This window comes from Sphingobacterium sp. UBA3519 (assembly GCF_002377215.1).
Classification (GTDB): Bacteria; Bacteroidota; Bacteroidia; order Sphingobacteriales; family Sphingobacteriaceae; genus Sphingobacterium; species Sphingobacterium multivorum.
On the sequence record NZ_DFPI01000001.1, the window covers coordinates 1 to 19,673 of the forward strand.

Annotated in this window: 15 protein-coding genes; 6 read left to right on the forward strand and 9 right to left on the reverse strand. The window is 39.6% G+C overall.

Translation table 11 applies throughout. From position 1 onward, the window contains the following. The first annotated feature begins 157 nt into the window (after window positions 1-157). Window positions 158-1,099: a TIGR01212 family radical SAM protein gene (locus tag B3297_RS00005; RefSeq protein ID WP_070570068.1), complete on the forward strand. Its 942-nt coding sequence runs from the start codon at window positions 158-160 to the stop codon at window positions 1,097-1,099. A 148-nt stretch (window positions 1,100-1,247) separates the two neighbouring features. On the opposite strand, the gene B3297_RS00010 is transcribed toward B3297_RS00005, so the two are convergent. After that, complete coding sequence (locus tag B3297_RS00010; protein WP_070570070.1) at window positions 1,248-1,715, reverse strand: nucleoside triphosphate pyrophosphohydrolase family protein; 468 nt, start codon at window positions 1,713-1,715, stop codon at window positions 1,248-1,250. A 94-nt stretch (window positions 1,716-1,809) separates the two neighbouring features. Continuing rightward, window positions 1,810-3,426, reverse strand: a complete 1,617-nt coding sequence (locus B3297_RS00015; protein WP_112375475.1) for a pseudouridine synthase — start codon at window positions 3,424-3,426, stop codon at window positions 1,810-1,812. A 242-nt stretch (window positions 3,427-3,668) separates the two neighbouring features. Here B3297_RS00015 and B3297_RS00020 point away from each other — a divergent pair, with 242 nt between their 5' ends. Next, entirely contained in the window at window positions 3,669-4,481 is an 813-nt protein-coding gene (locus B3297_RS00020; RefSeq protein WP_112375476.1) for a lytic transglycosylase domain-containing protein, read from the forward strand. A gap of 97 nt (window positions 4,482-4,578) precedes the next feature. Here the strand turns inward: B3297_RS00020 and B3297_RS00025 are convergent, their stop codons facing one another. After that, the gene (locus B3297_RS00025) at window positions 4,579-5,232 is read right to left on the reverse strand and encodes a LolA family protein (protein WP_112375477.1); all 654 of its coding nucleotides are present in this window, start codon (window positions 5,230-5,232) and stop codon (window positions 4,579-4,581) included. 1 nt (window position 5,233) lies between these two features. Continuing rightward, window positions 5,234-7,969: an FtsK/SpoIIIE family DNA translocase gene (locus B3297_RS00030; RefSeq protein ID WP_115046640.1), complete on the reverse strand. Its 2,736-nt coding sequence runs from the start codon at window positions 7,967-7,969 to the stop codon at window positions 5,234-5,236. 276 nt (window positions 7,970-8,245) lie between these two features. On the opposite strand from B3297_RS00030, the gene B3297_RS00035 reads away from it, so the two are divergent. Further along, entirely contained in the window at window positions 8,246-8,755 is a 510-nt protein-coding gene (locus tag B3297_RS00035) for a GNAT family N-acetyltransferase (protein WP_112375478.1), read from the forward strand. 121 nt (window positions 8,756-8,876) lie between these two features. Here the strand turns inward: B3297_RS00035 and tyrS are convergent, their stop codons facing one another. After that, window positions 8,877-10,160 carry a tyrosine--tRNA ligase gene (tyrS, locus tag B3297_RS00040; RefSeq protein ID WP_070563213.1) on the reverse strand — a complete coding sequence of 428 codons (1,284 nt, stop codon included), beginning with the start codon at window positions 10,158-10,160 and terminating at the stop codon, window positions 8,877-8,879. 103 nt (window positions 10,161-10,263) lie between these two features. Here tyrS and B3297_RS00045 point away from each other — a divergent pair, with 103 nt between their 5' ends. Together B3297_RS00045 and B3297_RS00050 are read left to right on the forward strand one after the other, a co-directional pair. Beyond that, complete coding sequence (locus B3297_RS00045; RefSeq protein WP_112375479.1) at window positions 10,264-10,947, forward strand: ACP phosphodiesterase; 684 nt, start codon at window positions 10,264-10,266, stop codon at window positions 10,945-10,947. An 80-nt stretch (window positions 10,948-11,027) separates the two neighbouring features. Further along, on the forward strand, window positions 11,028-12,722 hold the full coding sequence (locus tag B3297_RS00050) for an amino acid permease (protein ID WP_112375480.1): 1,695 nt from the start codon (window positions 11,028-11,030) through the stop codon (window positions 12,720-12,722). A gap of 88 nt (window positions 12,723-12,810) precedes the next feature. Here B3297_RS00050 and rlmF read toward each other — a convergent pair whose 3' ends face one another. Beyond that, window positions 12,811-13,722 (reverse strand): 23S rRNA (adenine(1618)-N(6))-methyltransferase RlmF, encoded by a 912-nt coding sequence (rlmF, locus tag B3297_RS00055; RefSeq protein WP_070563205.1) that lies wholly within the window; start codon window positions 13,720-13,722, stop codon window positions 12,811-12,813. A 77-nt stretch (window positions 13,723-13,799) separates the two neighbouring features. Next, complete coding sequence (locus tag B3297_RS00060) at window positions 13,800-15,746, reverse strand: KUP/HAK/KT family potassium transporter (RefSeq protein WP_046671947.1); 1,947 nt, start codon at window positions 15,744-15,746, stop codon at window positions 13,800-13,802. 259 nt (window positions 15,747-16,005) lie between these two features. Here B3297_RS00060 and B3297_RS00065 point away from each other — a divergent pair, with 259 nt between their 5' ends. Continuing rightward, a complete protein-coding gene (locus B3297_RS00065) occupies window positions 16,006-16,440 on the forward strand; it encodes a T9SS type A sorting domain-containing protein (protein ID WP_070563202.1) in 435 nt (144 codons plus the stop codon). 114 nt (window positions 16,441-16,554) lie between these two features. On the opposite strand, the gene ispG is transcribed toward B3297_RS00065, so the two are convergent. Both ispG and B3297_RS00075 read right to left on the reverse strand, forming a co-directional pair. Continuing rightward, a complete protein-coding gene (gene ispG / locus B3297_RS00070; protein ID WP_286778236.1) occupies window positions 16,555-18,570 on the reverse strand; it encodes a (E)-4-hydroxy-3-methylbut-2-enyl-diphosphate synthase in 2,016 nt (671 codons plus the stop codon). Between the two features lie 45 nt (window positions 18,571-18,615). Then, window positions 18,616-19,563: a LiaI-LiaF-like domain-containing protein gene (locus B3297_RS00075; protein ID WP_070563198.1), complete on the reverse strand. Its 948-nt coding sequence runs from the start codon at window positions 19,561-19,563 to the stop codon at window positions 18,616-18,618. Window positions 19,564-19,673: the final 110 nt, after the last annotated feature.

Consider the following 19,673-nt stretch of genomic DNA (forward strand, 5'->3'; position numbering starts at 1 on the left):
TCTTTCGTTTAGCTACCTGCCTATCTATTACTGTAAAAATAGTGTTTATCCTTACAACTGATATCTTTTACAATGACGCAACAATGGGTGATGTCATAGTGCTTTGTTCCTGAGCAATAATACAATTATGATTTTTATTGAGTAACTTTGCAGCGCAATGGGTACATTATTGGACAACGGAATTAAACCGTATAATCATTACGGGGCTTATTTAAAGCAAAAGTATAACGGACAGAAAGTGTTTAAAGTGATTGTGGATGGTAATTTTACCTGCCCCAATCGTGATGGTAGTAAGGGCTATGGTGGTTGTACGTACTGTAATGTAGATTCTTTTACACCGGATACTGCCCGGAAAATTCCTTCTATACGCGAGCAGGTGGAATCGGGTATTGAAAGAGCACGTAATAGCTATGGCGCTGAGAAGTTTATTATTTATTTCCAGCCAAATACAAATACATATGCGCCGACTCATCTACTGAAGATGATGTATGATGAGGCTTTAAGTATTGATCCTGAAAATACTTTGGGTCTTTCTGTGGGTACACGTCCTGATTGTTTGGATTTTGAAAAGATAGCATTGTTGGAGTCTTATACAGATCGTTACGATGTGGATTTGGAAATGGGTATGGAATCTATTTACAACGATACATTGGAGCAGATCAATAGAGGCTGTTCTCACGACGAATTTGTTCAGGCCATGAATATGCTGAAAGATACTCCGTTGGAGCTTTGTGTGCATACCATCTTTGGCTTCCCGTGGGAATCTGAAGAAATGATGTTGAAATATGCAGATGAAATCAACCGCTTTCCACAAATTAAATTTGTGAAGTTGCATCACTTACATATTGTAGAGGGATCTATTATGGGCGTTAAGTTCAAACGTGAGCCTTTTGAACTTTTCTCGATAGAAGGTTATACGGAATTCTTAGCAAAGTTTATTCCTCGATTGCGTCCTGATCTGATCATTCAACGTATTTTCGGGATTGCAGATAAAGAATTGTTAATTGCTCCGAATTGGGGCTTACCGAAATCAGGTATTCAAACATACATCGATAAGGGATTGGAAGCACGTCAGGTCGTGCAGGGGAGTCTTTTTTAGCCGTTCCTAATATTTTATACTCTTTTGATAGATCATTGTATGCTATCGCGTTTAATGAATATATTCAGCGCTATAAAAACAGCAAAGGCTTCTCTAATGAAGCCTTTGCTGTTTACCTACAAAAAAAGGGTACGATTACCATCTTTATTTAGCCCTCAACAATTGTTTTTAGATCGGCTGGAGAGTAATTGATGGATTTTAACGTTTTATTGTCAGCTGTTCTGAATACCAGAAATTTGCCATCAACTTCTTTATAATAGGATTCTACACCTTTTAATTTATAGTGCTCCTGTGTAGCGATGGCTTCTGCTTCGTCTTTACATGCTTTGCTCATATTGGAACGTTGAACTTCATCAAAAAGAGCAGAGAATTTATCTTTTAAACCAAATTCCAATACCGCTCCAGCAAGTACATATTGAATGTCACATAGCGCATCTGCAATCTCGACCAAATCTTTATCCCGGATGGCCTCTTCTAATTCTTTTAATTCCTCAGCGATCAACGATACCCGTAAGGCACATCTTTGTTCAGATGGAATAGTAGGCGTGTCTAGGATTGGATGTTGGAATGTTTTATGGAATTCCGCAACGGATGAAAGTGTTTTCGGATCAGTCATATTCTTTGTTTTATTATTTGAAAGAGCAAATATAAAAAATAAAGGACGGTTAACTGAATGACCGTCCTTTATTTTTATTTATCTGCTTAAGCGATTAAATCAGGTGCTTTAACTGCACGATTTCACGCTCTTCTAAATATCTCCAACGGCCACGTGGAAGGTCTTTTTTCGTTAAGTTTGCATAAACCACACGATCCAATTTAACGACTTCATATCCTAATGACTCAAAAATACGACGTACGATACGATTTTTCCCCGAGTGGATTTGGATACCGACTTCACGTTTCGATCCGCCTTGAACATAGCTCAAGTCATCTGGTTTAATTACACCGTCCTCTAATTCGATACCAAAGCTGATTTTGTTAAAATCGCCTTGTGTAAGGCTTTTGTTTAACTCGACATTATAGATTTTGCTGATGCTGTTGCGCGGGTGTGAAAGTTTTTCAGCAAGACTACCATCATTTGTCATCAAAAGTAGTCCTGTTGTGTTTCTGTCAAGACGACCAACAGGATAGATTCTTTCTTTTGTCGCTTTAGAAACAAGTTCCATTACGGTATGACGCTCCTGCGGATCATCTGTAGTCGTGATATAATCTTTTGGTTTGTTCAACAAAACATAAACATTTTTTTCACGTTTTAGACGTTCGTTGTTGTAACGGATTTCATCTGTTGCAGGATCCACCTTGGTACCCAATTCCGTAACAGGTTCTCCATTTACCCAAATAACACCAGCAGTGATAAGCTCATCCGCTTTACGTCTTGAACAGATACCAGCATTGGCGATGTAACGATTTAAACGAACTAAGCCGTCATCTTCTGCATCCTCTGCTTTTTTCTTTGGACGTTTAATATATTGTTTATCACCAAAGTTTTTGTTGTCGTCAAAATTTCTACTTTTATCGCCATCAAACTTTCTGTTAGAAGGTCTTGAAGAGTCATTTCTGTCTGAACGTTTGAAACTGTCTCTTTTGTCAAAAGAACGCTCTGATCTATCGAATGATCTTGGGCTGTCATTTCTGTCTGAACGTTTGAAGTTATCTTTTTTATCGAAAGAACGCTCTGAACGGTCAAAAGATCTTGGAGCGTCATTTCTGTCTGAACGTTTGAAACTGTCTCTTTTGTCAAAAGAACGTTCTGAACGGTCAAAAGATCTTGAAGAGTCATTTCTGTCTGAACGTTTGAAACTATCTCTTTTATCAAAAGAACGCTCTGAACGGTCAAAAGATCTTGAGGAATCATTTCTATCTGTACGTTTGAAACTATCTCTTTTATCAAAAGAACGTTCTGAACGGTCAAAAGATCTTGAAGAGTCATTTCTATCGGAACGTTTGAAGTTATCTTTTTTGTCAAAAGAACGTTCTGATCTATCAAATTTATTGAAGGAATCTTTTTTGTCAAAAGATCTTGAAGAATCATTTTTATCAAATGAGCGGCCTCCTCTACCAAAGGATTTTTCTGAATTATCTTTTGAACGGAAGGAATTGTTATCTCCTCGGAAGGAAGGTTTGTCTGAGAATTTTTTAGATCCGAATGATCTGTTCTCACGATTATCATCTTTTCTGAAAGAGCCTCTTTCAGATTGGTCATTCGACCCATATGATTTTTTTCCGAAACTATTGTTCTTATCGCCTCTAGATTTGAAACTATCTGAGTTGCCTCGTGACTTTCTGGAGTTGTCATCACGACTGTTCCTTTTATTGCTGAATGGCATTGTGTTTTGCTAAAATGTGAACGACAAAGTTAGGTATAATTTTGGGTTTTGCGAAAAAATCCTTATCTTTTTGTCTTTTCTTGAATTTGCTGCGTTTTTACGCTAACAAACCCGCTTTAAGTTGTCTAGAATGTAACTATTTGTTTTTTAAATAAATAGTGTTTACCTTTGTACCCTTGAATTTGAACCAAGCTATTTTTTGATCGATTGCAGTCGTGGATAGGGTAGCATTAAGGGAGTGAATGATAAGAAAGAAAGTTTTATGTAGTAGTTTGATTTTGTTTGCTTTATTGCTGTCAAAGTTATACTCAACCCCACACAACAATGCTTCAAACGGCGATAAGATCGTTGAACCGAAGCTCGTAGTAGTTCCCGTTCATCATGGGGATGAAGAAGAAAAAAAAGAAAAAAGCAATTCCTTTGAATCGTATATGAATTCATTGACATTTGCCGAAGATTCATTACCGATGGATCGTCCGCTTGTGGAAAGTAAATTGCGTAAATTTTTCAGTCGATTCTCGTTTAAAAAAACAGGATCGTACGATATGCACAAAAAGGCAGAGACCTACTTGCCTATGATTGCAAAGATCCTTAAATCACATGGTATTCCGGAAGATTTCAAGTACATTCCATTGGTGGAAAGTGGCCTTAGTAAAGCTGTTGTTTCATCGAAGGGAGCTGGTGGCTATTGGCAATTTATGCCGGCAACAGCCCGTTTGTATGGCTTAAAAGTCAATGGTACGGTAGACGACCGAAAGGATCTTGTTAAATCTACGCATGCTGCAGCGAGATACCTCAAATACCTCTATGGCCAATTTGGTAACTGGACCTTGGTTGCTGCGGCGTATAATGTTGGTGATGGCAGTTTAAGAGGTTCTATAAGAAGACAAAAAAAGGACGACTATTTTGCCTTGAAATTGAATAATGAAACGGGTTCGTATGTGTACAAACTTGTTTCTATGAAGGAAATTATCGAACATCCACAGAAGCATGGCTATTCACGTTATGCCAATAAAGAAAGTGAGACGTTGGATAAGGAACCGAACATGCTGTAAAATAGTGTACTTCACAATAAAAAGGGCTTTCCACTGCATAGTGGAAAGCCCTTTTTATTGTACTGTCTTTAATCAGACCTGTAGTATTGTTCTATTTTTACCTCAGATCGACGATGTCGAAGCCTTTATAATCATTTTTGTTGAATACGAATAGACTACCGGAAAGCGCCTTATTACCTTCCTGAGAAGTTAATGTATACGTATAGCGATTACCACTTTTATCAAATACGGTGGTATCATAGATCAGACTGCTTGCTTTGTTAATGCGCAGCTTGATCTTTGAATAGTTTTTTTTGCTATCAAGAGGACTTAATTCAACAACACTTAGTGTAAGCCCTTTTACCTTTTCTGTATTGGTCAAGGTATATTTAAAACCGGTGGTATAAAAGCTGAATATATTTGTTGGATTGATCTCGTTGGTCGAATTGCTTGCTTCTGAGATTTCAACTTCTTTTTCCGCTTTCATGATATTCCACTGTGTCTTGGAATCCGATATCAATACTTGATTTTTGGTATTGAGCTGGTACTTGTTGTTACTCTTGTCCAGGTATATTGTTCCGGCATCAGTATGCGAGCCGCCATTAGCTTGTTTAATATCTAATGAGAAATTGGCCTGTATTGTTTTGTATGCATTGTACTTTTGGCTTACTTTCGTCAGTAGCGCCTTGGCAGCAGCGTCATTTTGTGCATAACTGTTTTGGCTGTATGCCATGATTAGCAGACCTACAATAAACCATACTTGTTTTTTCATCTTAGTTGTCCTTTCTTAACGTCTCCAAAAATTGTTCTAATGAATACTCATCTGGATAAAGCACTTCCCGGGCCTTACTTCCTTCAAATGGACCTACAATTCCTGCAGCTTCCAATTGATCGATGATTCGTCCTGCTCTGTTATAACCCAATTTTAATTTACGTTGGATTAATGACGTAGAGCCTTGCTGATGCATGACAATCAATCGGGCAGCTTCTTCGAACAACTGATCGCGGTCTTTGGGGTCAAAATCTACACTACCAGAACCATCTCCGTTTTCGTCTACGTACTCCGGAAGCATAAATGCCGAAGGATAGCCTCGTTGCGCACCGATGTAATCGGAAATTTGTTCAACCTCAGGCGTATCCACAAAAGCACATTGAATACGTATCAAATCACTTCCAGTCGCTAGAAGCATGTCACCCCGACCGATCAACTGATCTGCACCGCCTGTATCTAGAATGGTCCGTGAATCGACTTTCGACAACACACGGAATGCCAGACGTGCAGGGAAGTTGGCCTTGATTGTACCGGTAATGATATTGACAGAAGGACGCTGGGTTGCAATAACCAGGTGAATTCCTACCGCACGGGCCAATTGTGCCAATCGTGCAATCGGTGTTTCGACCTCTTTTCCTGCTGTCATCATCAAGTCGGCAAACTCATCAACAATAAGAACGATATATGGTAAGAATCGATGACCCTCCTCAGGGTTTAATCTGCGATTGATAAATTTTGCATTATATTCCTTTAAATTCCGTACCTGCGCATTTTTTAACAAATCATAACGTTGATCCATTTCTATACAGAGGGAATTTAAGGTGTTGATTACTTTCTTCGTATCGGTGATAATCGCATCTCCGTCGTCAGGCAATTTTGCAAGGAAGTGGCGCTCTACTTTTTTGAATAGAGAAAGTTCCACTTTCTTAGGGTCAACAAGGACAAATTTTAGTTCGGCTGGATGCTTTTTATACAGTAGAGAGGTCAGAATCGCGTTAATACCTACTGATTTACCTTGCCCGGTAGCCCCCGCAACCAGAAGGTGAGGCATTTTAGCTAAATCGGCAATATACACTTCATTTGAAATTGTCTTACCTAAAGCGATCGGGAGATCCATATCTGTTTTCTGAAACTTCTCCGTAGCAAGGACCGATCGCATGGACACCATTTCCGGACTGGAGTTTGGTACCTCAATACCAATAGTTCCTTTTCCGGGCATCGGTGCAATGATCCGGATACCTAAGGCCGCAAGACTTAAGGCAATGTCATCTTCCAGATTTTTGATTTTTGAAATCCGTACACCTGGTTTTGGTATAATTTCATACAAAGTCACCGTTGGTCCTATCGTTGCCTTGATGCTTTCGATCTCGATGCTATAGTTTCTCAGTGTATCAACAATCCTATTTTTGTTCGCTTCGAGTTCCTGTTGATTGATGGTAATTTTACCACCACCATAGTCCTTCAATAAATCCAATGCCGGATGTTGGTAGCCAGAAAGATCCAATTTTGGGTCATACTGTCCGAATTGGGCCACAAGATCACTGGCGGTAATTTCTTTTTCCTCTTTGATATCTTCGACCACCAGACCGGGTACTGCATCGGGTTCAATAATAGCTTCTGGCTCTCGTTGGGGTTCTGCTTCGATTTTCGGCGCTTGATATTCCTGGATTAACGGTAAGTCTTCGGCTTCAAATTCTTCATTTGGCTGATCAATTGTAAAACTGATTGAAGGTGTATTCTCTGTTCTTTCAAGCGGACTATCGTCGAAGGTGAGCACCACTTTGTCCTTCGGATCAATTTGTACTTCGGGTACAGGGTGATGCGTAAAGGCAGGACGCTGAAGTTCTTCCTGTACCTCTTTGTCCCGAGCAGATTGAAATCGCTCATTGATTGACGTTGACCGTTGGAAAGATTCTCGCACCGACTGGATGGAATCATCTTCAATATGAATTTTGTTTCTAAGATTTTGTGGAGCGTATTCATCCTCATCCTCTTCGTCCGTATCTTCGGAGAATGACTTGGATTTCCTGTTACTGAATAGGACAAATTTAAAATCGAGGTTGTAAAGTAAGATCAATGTCGTCAGGTAGGCAAAAGCCAATATACAGCCAACGCCGACAATGCCAACTTGTGCTTCCAATAATTTATTGGTCCAAAAGCCAAATTTGCCCTCAAGCATATGCGGTGTATCGGCCATAAATCCATGCAGGAAGCCTAATGTTACCGAGATAAAAACGATAGCAACGAAAGAATAGACTACCGTACGGTACAACGGAAGTAATGATTTCTTGAACAACAGGCGATATCCTAAAATGAATAATACCGGGATAAAAAGAAAAGATGCGACACCAAACCATTCGTACATGAATTGGTTGGCAAGCAATGCACCAAATTTCCCTAGTTTATTGTCAACAACGGGTAGATCAACACTTTCATCATGAATTTCTTCCGTAGATCTAAATAATGTTGACCATCCGCCATTAGTTTTTGCGATATAACTTTGATCGTCTTCCCAAGTGAATAGGTAGGATACGAAAGCGGTAGCAAATGCTAATGAAAGCAAGATCAATAAAATCCCTAATATCTTGACAGCCTTTTGCTGTGCATCAGAATAATCTCTTGGTACACTATTTTTTTGACTTTTTTCTTTTTTAAATGTTGTTGATTCCTTTTGAGGGGCACGTTTGCCGGAAACTGAATTCCCTGTCTGCCTAAATGTATTTCCTTTGTTTGACATTGAAAAGCTCACAATTATACTGCTTACAAACTTAGTTATTTTGATAGTATTTTAAAGATGCCGATAGCCTAATTATTTTAAGTTTGTCGTTTTTTATGAATGAATAAATTTAGATGTAGCTAAAAAGCTTGATAGTTATAATGACTAGCAAATACTATGCCCTGCAAATGGGGTTGACCAAAGAATGTGGATATCAATATAGATTGCCACTGTTTTGGTGTATTCGTTGGAGTTGCTGTAAAATATGTAGTTTTACGAATAAAAATAACAGAGCGGATGAACAAGTTTGAAATACGAAAAGCGACTTTAGCTGATAAAGAACGGATTTGGGAAATTATACAACAAGCAATTGCCCTCAGGAAAGAACAAGGTAGCCGACAATGGCAAGATGGTTATCCGAATGAAGATGTGGTGCAGTCGGATATTGATAAGGGCTACGGGCATGTCGTTGAAGTGGAGCGTAGGATTGTAGGTTATGTTGCTATTATTTTTGATGTCGAACCTGCATATAATGATATTGACGGAAAATGGTTAAGTGATGGTCCTTATGTCGGTATACACCGACTGGCCTCGGCGCAGGATCCGCATATGAAAGGTGTGGGGACGGCTATTATGTCCGGGGTGGAGGAGATCGCTGTTGATCATGACGTTTATAGTATTAAGGTGGATACTAATTTTGACAATGGGGGTATGCTGCATGTGTTCGAAAAGTTGGGATACCACTATTGTGGGGAGGTACATTTTAGAGGCGCATCACGTAAGGCATTTGAAAAGCTATTAAAATAATCTAACCGATTTTTTCAGCGGAGGAAGAATAGCATTGGATTGCATAAAAAAGTCCCTTTTGAACAAATCAAAAGGGACTTTTTTATATTTATGGATTATTAAATCAGGATACTGCTGATCATTAATCTGCAATAATCAAGTAGTAATTCTTTTTACCGCGTTGTGCAACTATATATTTATTGTTTACAAGGTGATTGTCCGTAATCGAATCTTCAATATCGGTTGCTTTTTCTCGGTTGATAGAAACGCCGCCGCCCTGAAGCATTTTGCGGGCTTCACCTTTTGAGGGGAATACCTGTGTCTGAACAGCTAGTAAATCAAGAATATTGATGCCTGCTGCGAGATCTGCTTTAGCGACCTGAAACTGCGGAATGCCTTCAAATACCTCTAAAACTGCGTCGTGATCTAAGTTGTTTAAGAATTCTAAAGAGCCATTTCCAAAAAGAAATTCAGAAGTTTTGATCGCAGTTTCGTACGCTTCTTCGGAGTGGGTACGAATGGTGATATCTTTTGCCAGTGCTTTTTGAACTAAACGTAAGTGTGGCGCTGCATCATGTTCTGCAATAATGGACTCAATTTCTTCCTGAGGTTTGAGTGTAAAAATTTTGATCCAGTTTTTAGCATCATCATCTGACGTATTCAACCAAAATTGGTAGTACTTATACGGAGAAGTTTTTTTTGGATCTAACCATATGGCACCAGATTCGGTCTTTCCAAATTTCTGGCCGTCGGCTTTTTTGATTAATTGCGTCGTGATGGCATAGGCTGTTCCCTGATCTTGGCGACGGATCATTTCGCTTCCTGTTACGATGTTACCCCATTGGTCCGACCCGCCCATTTGAACTTTACAGTTGTGGTGCTTCCAAAGATAGTAGAAGTCATATCCTTGAATCAATTGATAGGTAAACTCTGTAAATGAGAGACCATTGTCGCCTTCCAGACGTTTTTTTACAGAATCTTTTGACATCATATAGTTAACGGTAATCATTTTACCGATATCACGAATAAAATCCAAAAATTTAAAATCTTTAAACCAGTCGTAATTATTAACCATTTGGGCGTCATTTTCCCCTTCTCCAAATTCAAGAAATTTGCCTAACTGCTTTTTCAGACAAGCGACATTATGCTGTAAGGTAGCTTCGTCCAACAAGTTACGCTCTGCAGATTTGAAAGAAGGGTCTCCGATCATGCCTGTTGCTCCTCCAACCAGGGCAACTGGTTTGTGGCCTGCATTTTGGAAATGGATCAACGTCATGATTTGCGTCAAGTGTCCTACGTGTAGAGAGTCGCCTGTGGGATCAAAGCCGATATAACCAGCGACTTTTTCTTTATTCAGTAAGTCTTCAGTGCCTGGCATAATATCTTGCAACATGCCTCTCCAACGTAATTCTTCTACAAAGCTCATTGTTAAATGGATTTAATTTTTTAATTTACAAGATGCAAAGATAGGAGATTAAGCGTATATTGAGCGAATTATTTCCCATAAAAGCACACGCTAATAAGCTGGTATGAATTTTTTATCACATTTCTATTTTGAACGGTTTTCAACTAATCCCGAACGTATGGTGGGTGGATTGTTACCCGATCTATTAAAAAATGCGGATAAATCCTTTATGCTAAAACCGCGTCAGTATGAAGATGAGCTCTTGGACAATCCTTTACTGGAACAATTGTACATAGGCTGGAATCGTCATATCGAGGTCGATCGTCTATTTCACAATTCACCTTACTTTTTTCATCATACACATCAGCTGAAACTAAAAATCCAGTCTAGTTTAGCCGGGCTGCCTATCCGTCCGTCCTTTATGGCCCATATTGCGTTGGAGCTATTGTTGGATCATATCCTAACACAAAATAAAGCGGTCTCCATCGATAAATTCTACGCTGCACTGGTACATGTCAATGAAGATGCTGTTCGGAAGTTTTTGAAAATTAATCAGCTGAGTGATATTCCTAAGTTTGAAAAGTTCTATCATCAGTTTATTGAGTGGGCGTATATTTATGACTATGCACAGGTAGAAAAAATTGCAAGTGCGCTTTTCAATATTTGTAAGCGATTGTGGAAATTTGAAGTTTCAGTGGAGCAAAGACAGCTTCTGACAGAACAGCTGATTTCCTATTTACATACGCAGATGACCGATTATCAAGAAATTTACCAGTATATTCAATATGAGCTGGTGGACTTTAATTAGTCTGTCAGAAAATACCAATAGTATAAGACCTTGAAAATATTTATTTTCGCATAATTTTAAGTATCAAAAACTAAATTTACATGTCACATAGACTTTTTCGGAAGAAAAGTGTTGATCAGATTCTGCATGACACTCAAAAAGAGGAGGGGACGGGCCTTGCAAAGGTATTGGGGGTAACAGATCTGGTTTCGTTGGGTATCGCCGCTATTGTAGGGGCTGGAATCTTCAGCACAATTGGATTGGCGAGTTATGAAGGTGGACCAGCGGTATCACTCCTCTTCGTTTTTACGGCTTTTGCCTGTGTTTTTACGGCATTGGCCTATGCGCAATTTGCCAGTACAGTTCCTGTGTCTGGCTCAGCATATACATACGCTTATGTGGCCTTTGGTGAGTTGTTTGCATGGATTATAGGTTGGGCATTGGTCTTGGAGTATGCTGTTTCCAATACGGTTATTGCCATTTCCTGGTCGCAGTATTTTGTCTCCATGCTGGAGGGCTTTGGACTCCACATACCGGCTTGGTTGTCCATGGCGCCAGGCTATGCTTATGATGCTGTAGAGAAGATGAACCAACATGGTGCGGCTGCACTGACCGCAATCGACCAACATGGTCTGGATGCTTTTAATAGTGCACCACGAATAGGAGGAATGCCTATTATTTTCGATTTACCAGCAGGTGTCATTACATTTTTGGTTACTTGGTTGGTTTATATCGGAATCAAAGAGTCCCAGAAAGCGAGTATGATTATGGTTATGATCAAGGTAGCGATTATCCTTGCCGTAATTTTTGGGGGTATATTTTTCATTAAACCTGAAAATTGGACACCTTTTGCGCCGAACGGCCTCAAAGGTGTACTCGGAAGTGTGGCCGCGGTTTTCTTTGCCTTTATCGGATTCGATTCGATCTCCACAACTGCCGAAGAGTGTAAAAACCCGCAGCGCGATCTACCTAAGGCGATGATCTATTGCCTATTGATTTGTACTGTATTGTATGTCGCTATTACCTTAGTCTTGACGGGGATGGTTAATTACACCGAATTAAATGTGAAGGATCCGCTTGCTTTCGTGTTTAAATATGTGGGTTTCGACCATATGGCCGGAATTATATCGGTGACCTCTGTGATTGCCATCACCAGTGCCTTGCTGGTGTATCAATTGGCGCAACCAAGAATCTGGATGACGATGAGTCGGGATGGTTTGTTGTGGAAGAAATTTGCGACCATTCACCCAAAATATAAAACACCTTCGTTTGCAACTATTGTAACGGGTTTGGTGGTTGCTATCCCTTCGTTATTTTTTAAAATGGATTTCTTTGTGGATTTAACGAGCGTCGGTACCTTTTTTGCCTTTATACTTGTGTGCGCCGGTGTATTGTATATGGATTATTCGGGTTTATCGGCAAAATCCAAATTTAAAGTTCCTTACATCAACGGTAAGTATTTGGTTGGTGCAGGGCTACTGATTGCTATTGTGTTTATTTTTAGCTATGCGCAAGAGACGATACAGGAGTGGAAATCGCTTACCATCCTTGAAATTCTAGAACATAAAATGTTAGTCATCATATTTTGGTTAACTTGGCTTGGACTGGGGATTTATAGCTTTAAAATGAACTTTTCCCTATTGCCTGTCGTTGGTATTCTGATCAATCTGTATTTAATGACGGAGCTGGGGGCAAGTAACTGGATAATATTTGTGATCTGGCTCGTGATTGGATTGGCTGTATATTTTATGTATGGCTATAAACATTCAAAGTTAAATAAACAGGCGCAAGCCTAGTATAGGAGAAGCGTCGTACAGTAATGGATCAAAGAAAAGGAGCTATCTGCATAAAAGATAGCTCCTTTTTTTTAATATCATGGACTTATTAGAATCTCCATAAAAGGATCCGGCTTACCTTATTACCTTGTTCCATGCGGATCACTTCGGTCTCTTTTACGTTTATTTTCTTTAGTTTGTGTTGTAGAAAGCGAATGTCTTCGCGGTGGGCAACTAATGTTGTGAACCATTTTACTTGATCTTTGTGAAATTGGCTTTCAAAGATCATGCGTGACAAGAACGCTTTTTCACCACCATCGCACCATAACTCGCTTCCTTGTCCAGAAAATGCCTGTGTGACCGGTTTTTCGTCTATTTTAGCGTCTTTGATACCTGTGGTCTTACGGATGGACTGCTGTAAAGCCTCGGTCTGAGAGCTAAAAAATGGGGGATTACAGATCACCACATCATATTTTTCCCCTGGAAGAATAATGTCTTTGAATATGGCCTTCGGATTATTTTGGAGGCGGATCTGTATGCTCTTTTTTAAGCTCATATTTGTCCGTGTTATCTCGATGGCGTTTTTGTATGCGCTCTTGATGATTTCAGACCCTACAAAGCTCCATCCATACTCCTGATGTCCGATGATGGGGTAGATACAATTTGCACCAACACCGATGTCGAGGACGTGGATGTTTCCGCCTTTTGGAATTTCACCATTATTGTCCCTTGCAAGAACGTCTGCGATATAATGAATATAATCTGCCCGGCCCGGAATAGGGGGGCAAAGATTCTCTTTGGGGATATCCCAGTGTTGAATGTGGTAATATTTTTTTAGAAGTGCCTTGTTTAACGTTTTAACAGCATCGGGGTTGTTAAAATCAATGGACTTTACTTTATACGCATTTTCTATAACAAAATCTTTGAGCGAAGGTTCCACTTTGCTCAATTCTTCAAAATTGTAGTTATCGAGATGTCTATTTCTAGGATGTAATTTCTTTTTTGGATTAGCGTCTGCCATGATGTATTATTTGCAACAAAAGTAATGCAATTCTATTGAATAAAAAAGGTGATGCTTGAGCATCACCTTGAGGAGTCTTAATCTTTCCGTATGAGATGGACCTCTGAAGTCTGTGGAAAATTGAGCGGAACCCGTTCAATTGTAACAAAGCTGGAATCTAAACCAAAACCTTTTTCTTCGGACAAACTCATTTTTTTGAGGTAACCATAGATGTCCATAATTACTTTTTCTATCCATGTCATCTGGTTGGTTTTGGAGAGTACTTTTTCCAAAACAACAAACTTAAAGTCACCAGGAATATTGTGTTTACGTAGGGTGTCGTATTGACTGGTGATGTCAATTTCACCTTTTTTCACCATTTCCTCAACTACTTTTCTGAACAGTAGACTGATGCGCTGTTCCTCTCTAAAGCCAAGTTTAAAATCAACCCGTATTAACTTACCCGGGATAAGCTGATCGATTGAATATTCTTTTGTATGTGGATGATCCATCACATCAACGTGGACGAGCCAATATACATCCGCACGTTTTGGCTTTTTATTAATAATTGAATAAATAATTTTAGCCTCTATCTCGGATTTGAAATTTGCACTTGTCAGATAGACCAAATGCGACGCATAGGGAGGGACGGATTTGTCCTCGCTCAATTCGGAGATAATGGGGTAGTATTTATTGATGTTAATGAAGTTAACAAAACGATTTTTAATTTTTCGCGCTGTGTACCAGCAATACATTGTTATATATAGCGCAGTAGCAAGCAGAAGAGTCAACCAACCACCATGGGCTATTTTGACACCATTTCCTATTAAGAAAGTTAGTTCAATAACAAAATAAGCAATCAAAAATACCGCAATTAGTACACGGTTGACTTTTTTCATGGCGAGGAAGTATCCCATTAAAATCGTGGTCATCAATACCGTTAAATTGATCGCAAGACCATAGGCTGCATCCATACGGCTTGATTCTTCAAAAACCCAGATGACAATCATACAGCCGACCCATAAAATTAAATTGATGGATGGTACATACAACTGACCTTTATGTTCACTGGGGTAGCGGATAGCCACCTTGGGCCATATATTCAACCGTACTGCTTCCGAGATTAAGGTATAGGATCCGGATATCATGGCTTGACTGGCGATGACCGCTGCAATCGTCGCGATAGCGATACCGTAGCCTATAAACCAATCGGGCATGATTGAGTAGAACGGATTTTCACCTCCAAGGACGCGTCCTTCCTGTGTCAACAACCAGGCTCCTTGTCCGAAATAATTTAGTATAAGTGTGATTTTTACGTAGATCCAGCTGATACGGATATTGTTTTTACCACAGTGTCCCATATCCGAATACAATGCTTCGGCACCTGTAGTACATAAAAACACGGCACCGATCAGTAATAGCGAATGGGGGTAGGTAATCAAAATATGGAAAGCATAATAGGGGTTGATCGCTTTCATCACTTCTGGTGCGAGGTGAAGATGAGATAAACCGATTACACCAATGATTGTAAACCAGATGGTCATCAATGGGCCGAAAACCTTTCCTACAACAGATGTTCCAAATCGTTGGATAATAAACAATAAGGAGATAATTGTAACTACAATAGGTACTGTAGGTAATCCTGGGAATTTGAGATCCAAACCTTCAATAGCCGAGGATATTGTGATGGCAGGGGTGATCATTCCGTCCGCTAACAAGGTCGCTGCACCGATCATCGCCGGGAAAATTAACCAAGGGGCACGTTTGCGTACCAATGAATAGAGGGATAGGATACCGCCTTCACCTTTATTGTCTGCCCGGAGTGTGATCCAAACATACTTTACTGTTGTTTGGAGCGTCAGTGTCCAAAAAACACAGGATAGCCCGCCCAAGACTAAGTCTTTTTGAATGGCTCCTTGTCCCATGATTGCTTTGAAAACATACAATGGAGAAGTTCCGATATCTCCAAAAACGATTCCTAAACTGATCAATAATCCGGCGAAACTCACCTTATTGATACTGTTGTGATGACTGTTGTCTGCCATTTATCAATTATTTTATTTCAAAATATACTGCAAAAATATACTTTTTGCCTGTACTTTAAGTAGGTACATTTCCTGCGCCAAATTTTAGCATTTACTTTGACATGCGCAAGAGCTGTTAAAATTTGTTAAAAGAAACTTAGAATGAATCTATTTGCTGAAAAACTTTTAAACAAAATACTAACTTTGTTGTTGATAATTCAAATAGTTAGCGTTATATTTGATTAAACCGTAACCAGTATTTGAAGTCTAATTTAACACTATGGGGAGAAATCTACTTAAAGCAGCTTGTTTAACACTTTTATCCGCACTGACATTGTGTAGCGGGTTGACTCGGGTGTATGCAAAGTCTCCTTATGACCATACTATTTCGCAACATATTTGGGACGGCAGTGAGGCATTCGGAGAAGATAATAACATCAAGGAGACAGAGAAACTTATCAATAATGTGAAGGTTTTCTACAATCCGATTGCTGAACAAATAAATCTTTCTTTTAAATTGGCAAAATCGTCGAGTGTGTCTATCAAAGTAATGGATGCATTGGGCAATGAGATTCTCCAATTAATGAATGGTAATCTGGATTCAGGAATTCAAAATCTTTCCTTTGAGCATGGTGGGAAATTAACGACAGGATTTTACTTTGTACGCGTAGTTGCAGGTTCGGAAACCGTGGTGAAAAGATTTTCTATTCGATAAGAAAGTAACATTTTTCGATAAAAAGGTAATTTGTAATGTACGTTCATTCGTATACATAAAACAGCAAAGGGGATCAAATGATCCCCTTTGCTATTTTATGTATAGCTTGATTTGTTAATTTTGGTCTTGTTGTAGTTCTTCGATCCACAGTCCATCATCTTGAATGATCTTGATCAATTCATCTAAGGCATGGGCTGAACTCACATTTTTCTTAACCACCTGCTGACCTCTATATAATGTCACTTTATCAGGGCCCGCCCCAACATAACCATAGTCTGCATCTGCCATTTCTCCAGGGCCATTAACAATACAGCCCATGATTCCAATTTTTAAGCCTTTTAAGTGATTGGTACGGCTTCGGATCATCTGCGTGGTTTCTTGGAGATCAAATAAGGTTCTGCCACAGCTTGGACAGGAAATATATTCTGTCTTGGATATTCTGGATCGTGTCGCCTGTAAAATTCCGAACGAAAGTGAGGCGATATTTTCCAATGCCGTTGCCGGAGAGTCAATCCAAATTCCTGAACCTAAACCATCAATTAATAATGCCCCTAGATCTGTAGAAGCGTACAGCTGTATTTTTGATATCGGTTCTTCGGGATTCATAAAATCACCAATGGGTCCTGAGAATTCTTCCGCTAAATAAGAACGCTTGATAATGACAGGATTGTCAATACCGATTTCCTGCAGATTTCGAAAGAACTGTCTTTGATCTGCCATACCGTGCAAGTAATCGGTTTCTACGATAAATACGATTGTTTTGTCTAGCTGTAAGGATTCAAACAATGGGGTTAATAAATCTGAATTACAGATTTTGACCATATTCAGGACTTTATCCTTATTGTCTGACTTTACGAATTCTTCTAAGGTAAAGAGGGGATGAATATTGGTTTGATCGGTAAGTTTTGACCAGGTATTATAGTTATATACTTGCTTCAGATTTGCCGGCATCGTAAAGGATGGTAAACTGTCTGCGAGATAAACAAAGTCTACAGACTGCTCACCCATGTGGTATTTATCTAATAGGATATCGTAGCGATAACCTACTTTGGTAAGGATCTGAGCGTCCTTTAGATTTTCCTTAGAAATGTCGACCACAACCCTAGGTACCAAAGAGCCGCCGATGAAGGTATTTACTTCTTGGCTGGCATAAGGAATATGTGGTGTCTCCGGAGAGAGCTGAACAATCTCTTGTTTGGGCTGACTCGCGATGTTTGCCTTTCTTTTGCTATATCTATTGACAAGTGCTATAGCGACCGGAGCTTCCCGTTCAGGCTCTTCGGTTAGCGATACACGTACCGTATCGCCCAATCCATCTTCCAACAGTGTTCCGATACCGACGGCAGATTTTACACGACCATCTTCACCGTCTCCAGCTTCAGTTACACCGAGATGTAGGGGATAGTTCATGTTTTCGGAAACCATTTTTTCGACCAGCAATCGATAGGCTTCGACCATGACCTGCGGGTTGGAAGATTTCATGGAGATACAGAGATTGTAGAAACTCAGATCTTCACACATCCGGATAAACTCCATGGCAGATTCGACCATCCCTTCCGGAGTGTCACCATAATGACTCATGATCCTATCCGAAAGTGAGCCGTGGTTGGTACCAATACGCATGGCGGTACCATTTTCCTTACAGATATTTACGAGCGGAGTGAATTTTTGATAGATGCGATCTAACTCGCGCTTGTATTCAGCATCGGTATAAGATAGCTGATCAAATTTCTTCTTGTCTGCATAGTTACCGGGATTGACCCTTACTTTCTCGACGATGCGCGCAGCGACCTCGGCAGCATTTGGTGTAAAATGAATATCAGCGACTAAAGGGACTTTATAGCCTCTTCTGCGAAGTTCATCTTTTATGTTAGCTAAATTTTGTGCTTCTTTAATACTTGGAGCGGTAATACGAACGTATTCGCAGCCCGCCTCTACCATTCGAATGGTCTGCTCAACTGAGCCCATCGTATCCATTGTATCTACCGTAGTCATACTTTGAATACGAATGGGATTATCGCCACCCATGGGAATATCACCGATCTGAATTTCCCTTGTTTTCCATCTCGAATAATCTACCTTGGAATTGCAATAGATTCCAGGTAATGTCAACATATTACTTGTGTCCATATCTAACACAAAGTTAGCTTTTCTTGACTAAAAATCGGGTGTCAATTAATATCTTCTAATTTTTATTGACGCGATGCCACCGTTGATATCGAAATCGAATTTTTGAGCGGCAGAGTCGTAATTTGTCGATTTTACTTCGCCTTCACTTTTTAGGAAATCGCCCTCATAATCTGTCGAGGATAATGCATTGTCGCTTGTAATACGACAGGCCGCGTTTTTGGGGATGGAGATTTCAATAGAGGAGGCTCCAGCATCCATAGAAATTTTAGTTGTTGCCAGCGGTTGACCTAATTTTAACTTTAGACTAGTCGCTCCAGCATCGATATCCAATGTTTCAATCTTGTAGGGTGAAAGATCTAACCTGGCATCAATTGCACCTACATCAAAATTCAGATTCCATAGGATGTTGGGGTTTAATGCGATAAACGTATTGTTGTTTTTGCTGTTAAAATCCTTGTTTTTGTATTTTCCCTTTAGGTTGATATCTAATTTGTCTGCAGATTCTCCATGTACAGTTATGCCCAGTAGATATTCTTTTGATGTGTTAAATGCCGAGAAGATTTCTGAAGTAGTGCTACTATCATTTCTTAATGAAGTGGCCCCCAAATCGAGGTTTAGGGTAGCACTATGGATTTTATCATCCAGCGGGACGTTTAATTTTTCTGTTGTATAATTTGTTTTATCGTTGGGATCGTCGACATTGATGTTGACGCCTTTACTTTTTAAAAGCTGTGTTAAAAGTGGTTCCTTTGGTGTCGACAGCCCTATGTAAGTCAAAAAACCTAAAATTACGACGGTAGAACCGATGGCGACAAACTGTCCAATCTGTTGGTCTTTGGGTACCAGCATACGAATTCCGGCAAGCACAATAAACAGCGGCCAGTATCTAAAAATACCTACCCAGTTGAAAGAAATTGTGTTGAGCTGTGATAATAATAAGACAACTCCTATAAAGAGAATGGTGATACCAGTTGTTATTCTTCGTGTATTCATAACTAATTCCGTTTGTTAATATATCTCAAAAGTAAGTCGCTTTGGGAGATACCGTATGAATGTTTAGGCTATTATACATAAAAAATCGGTAAATGTGACTAATTGATCGG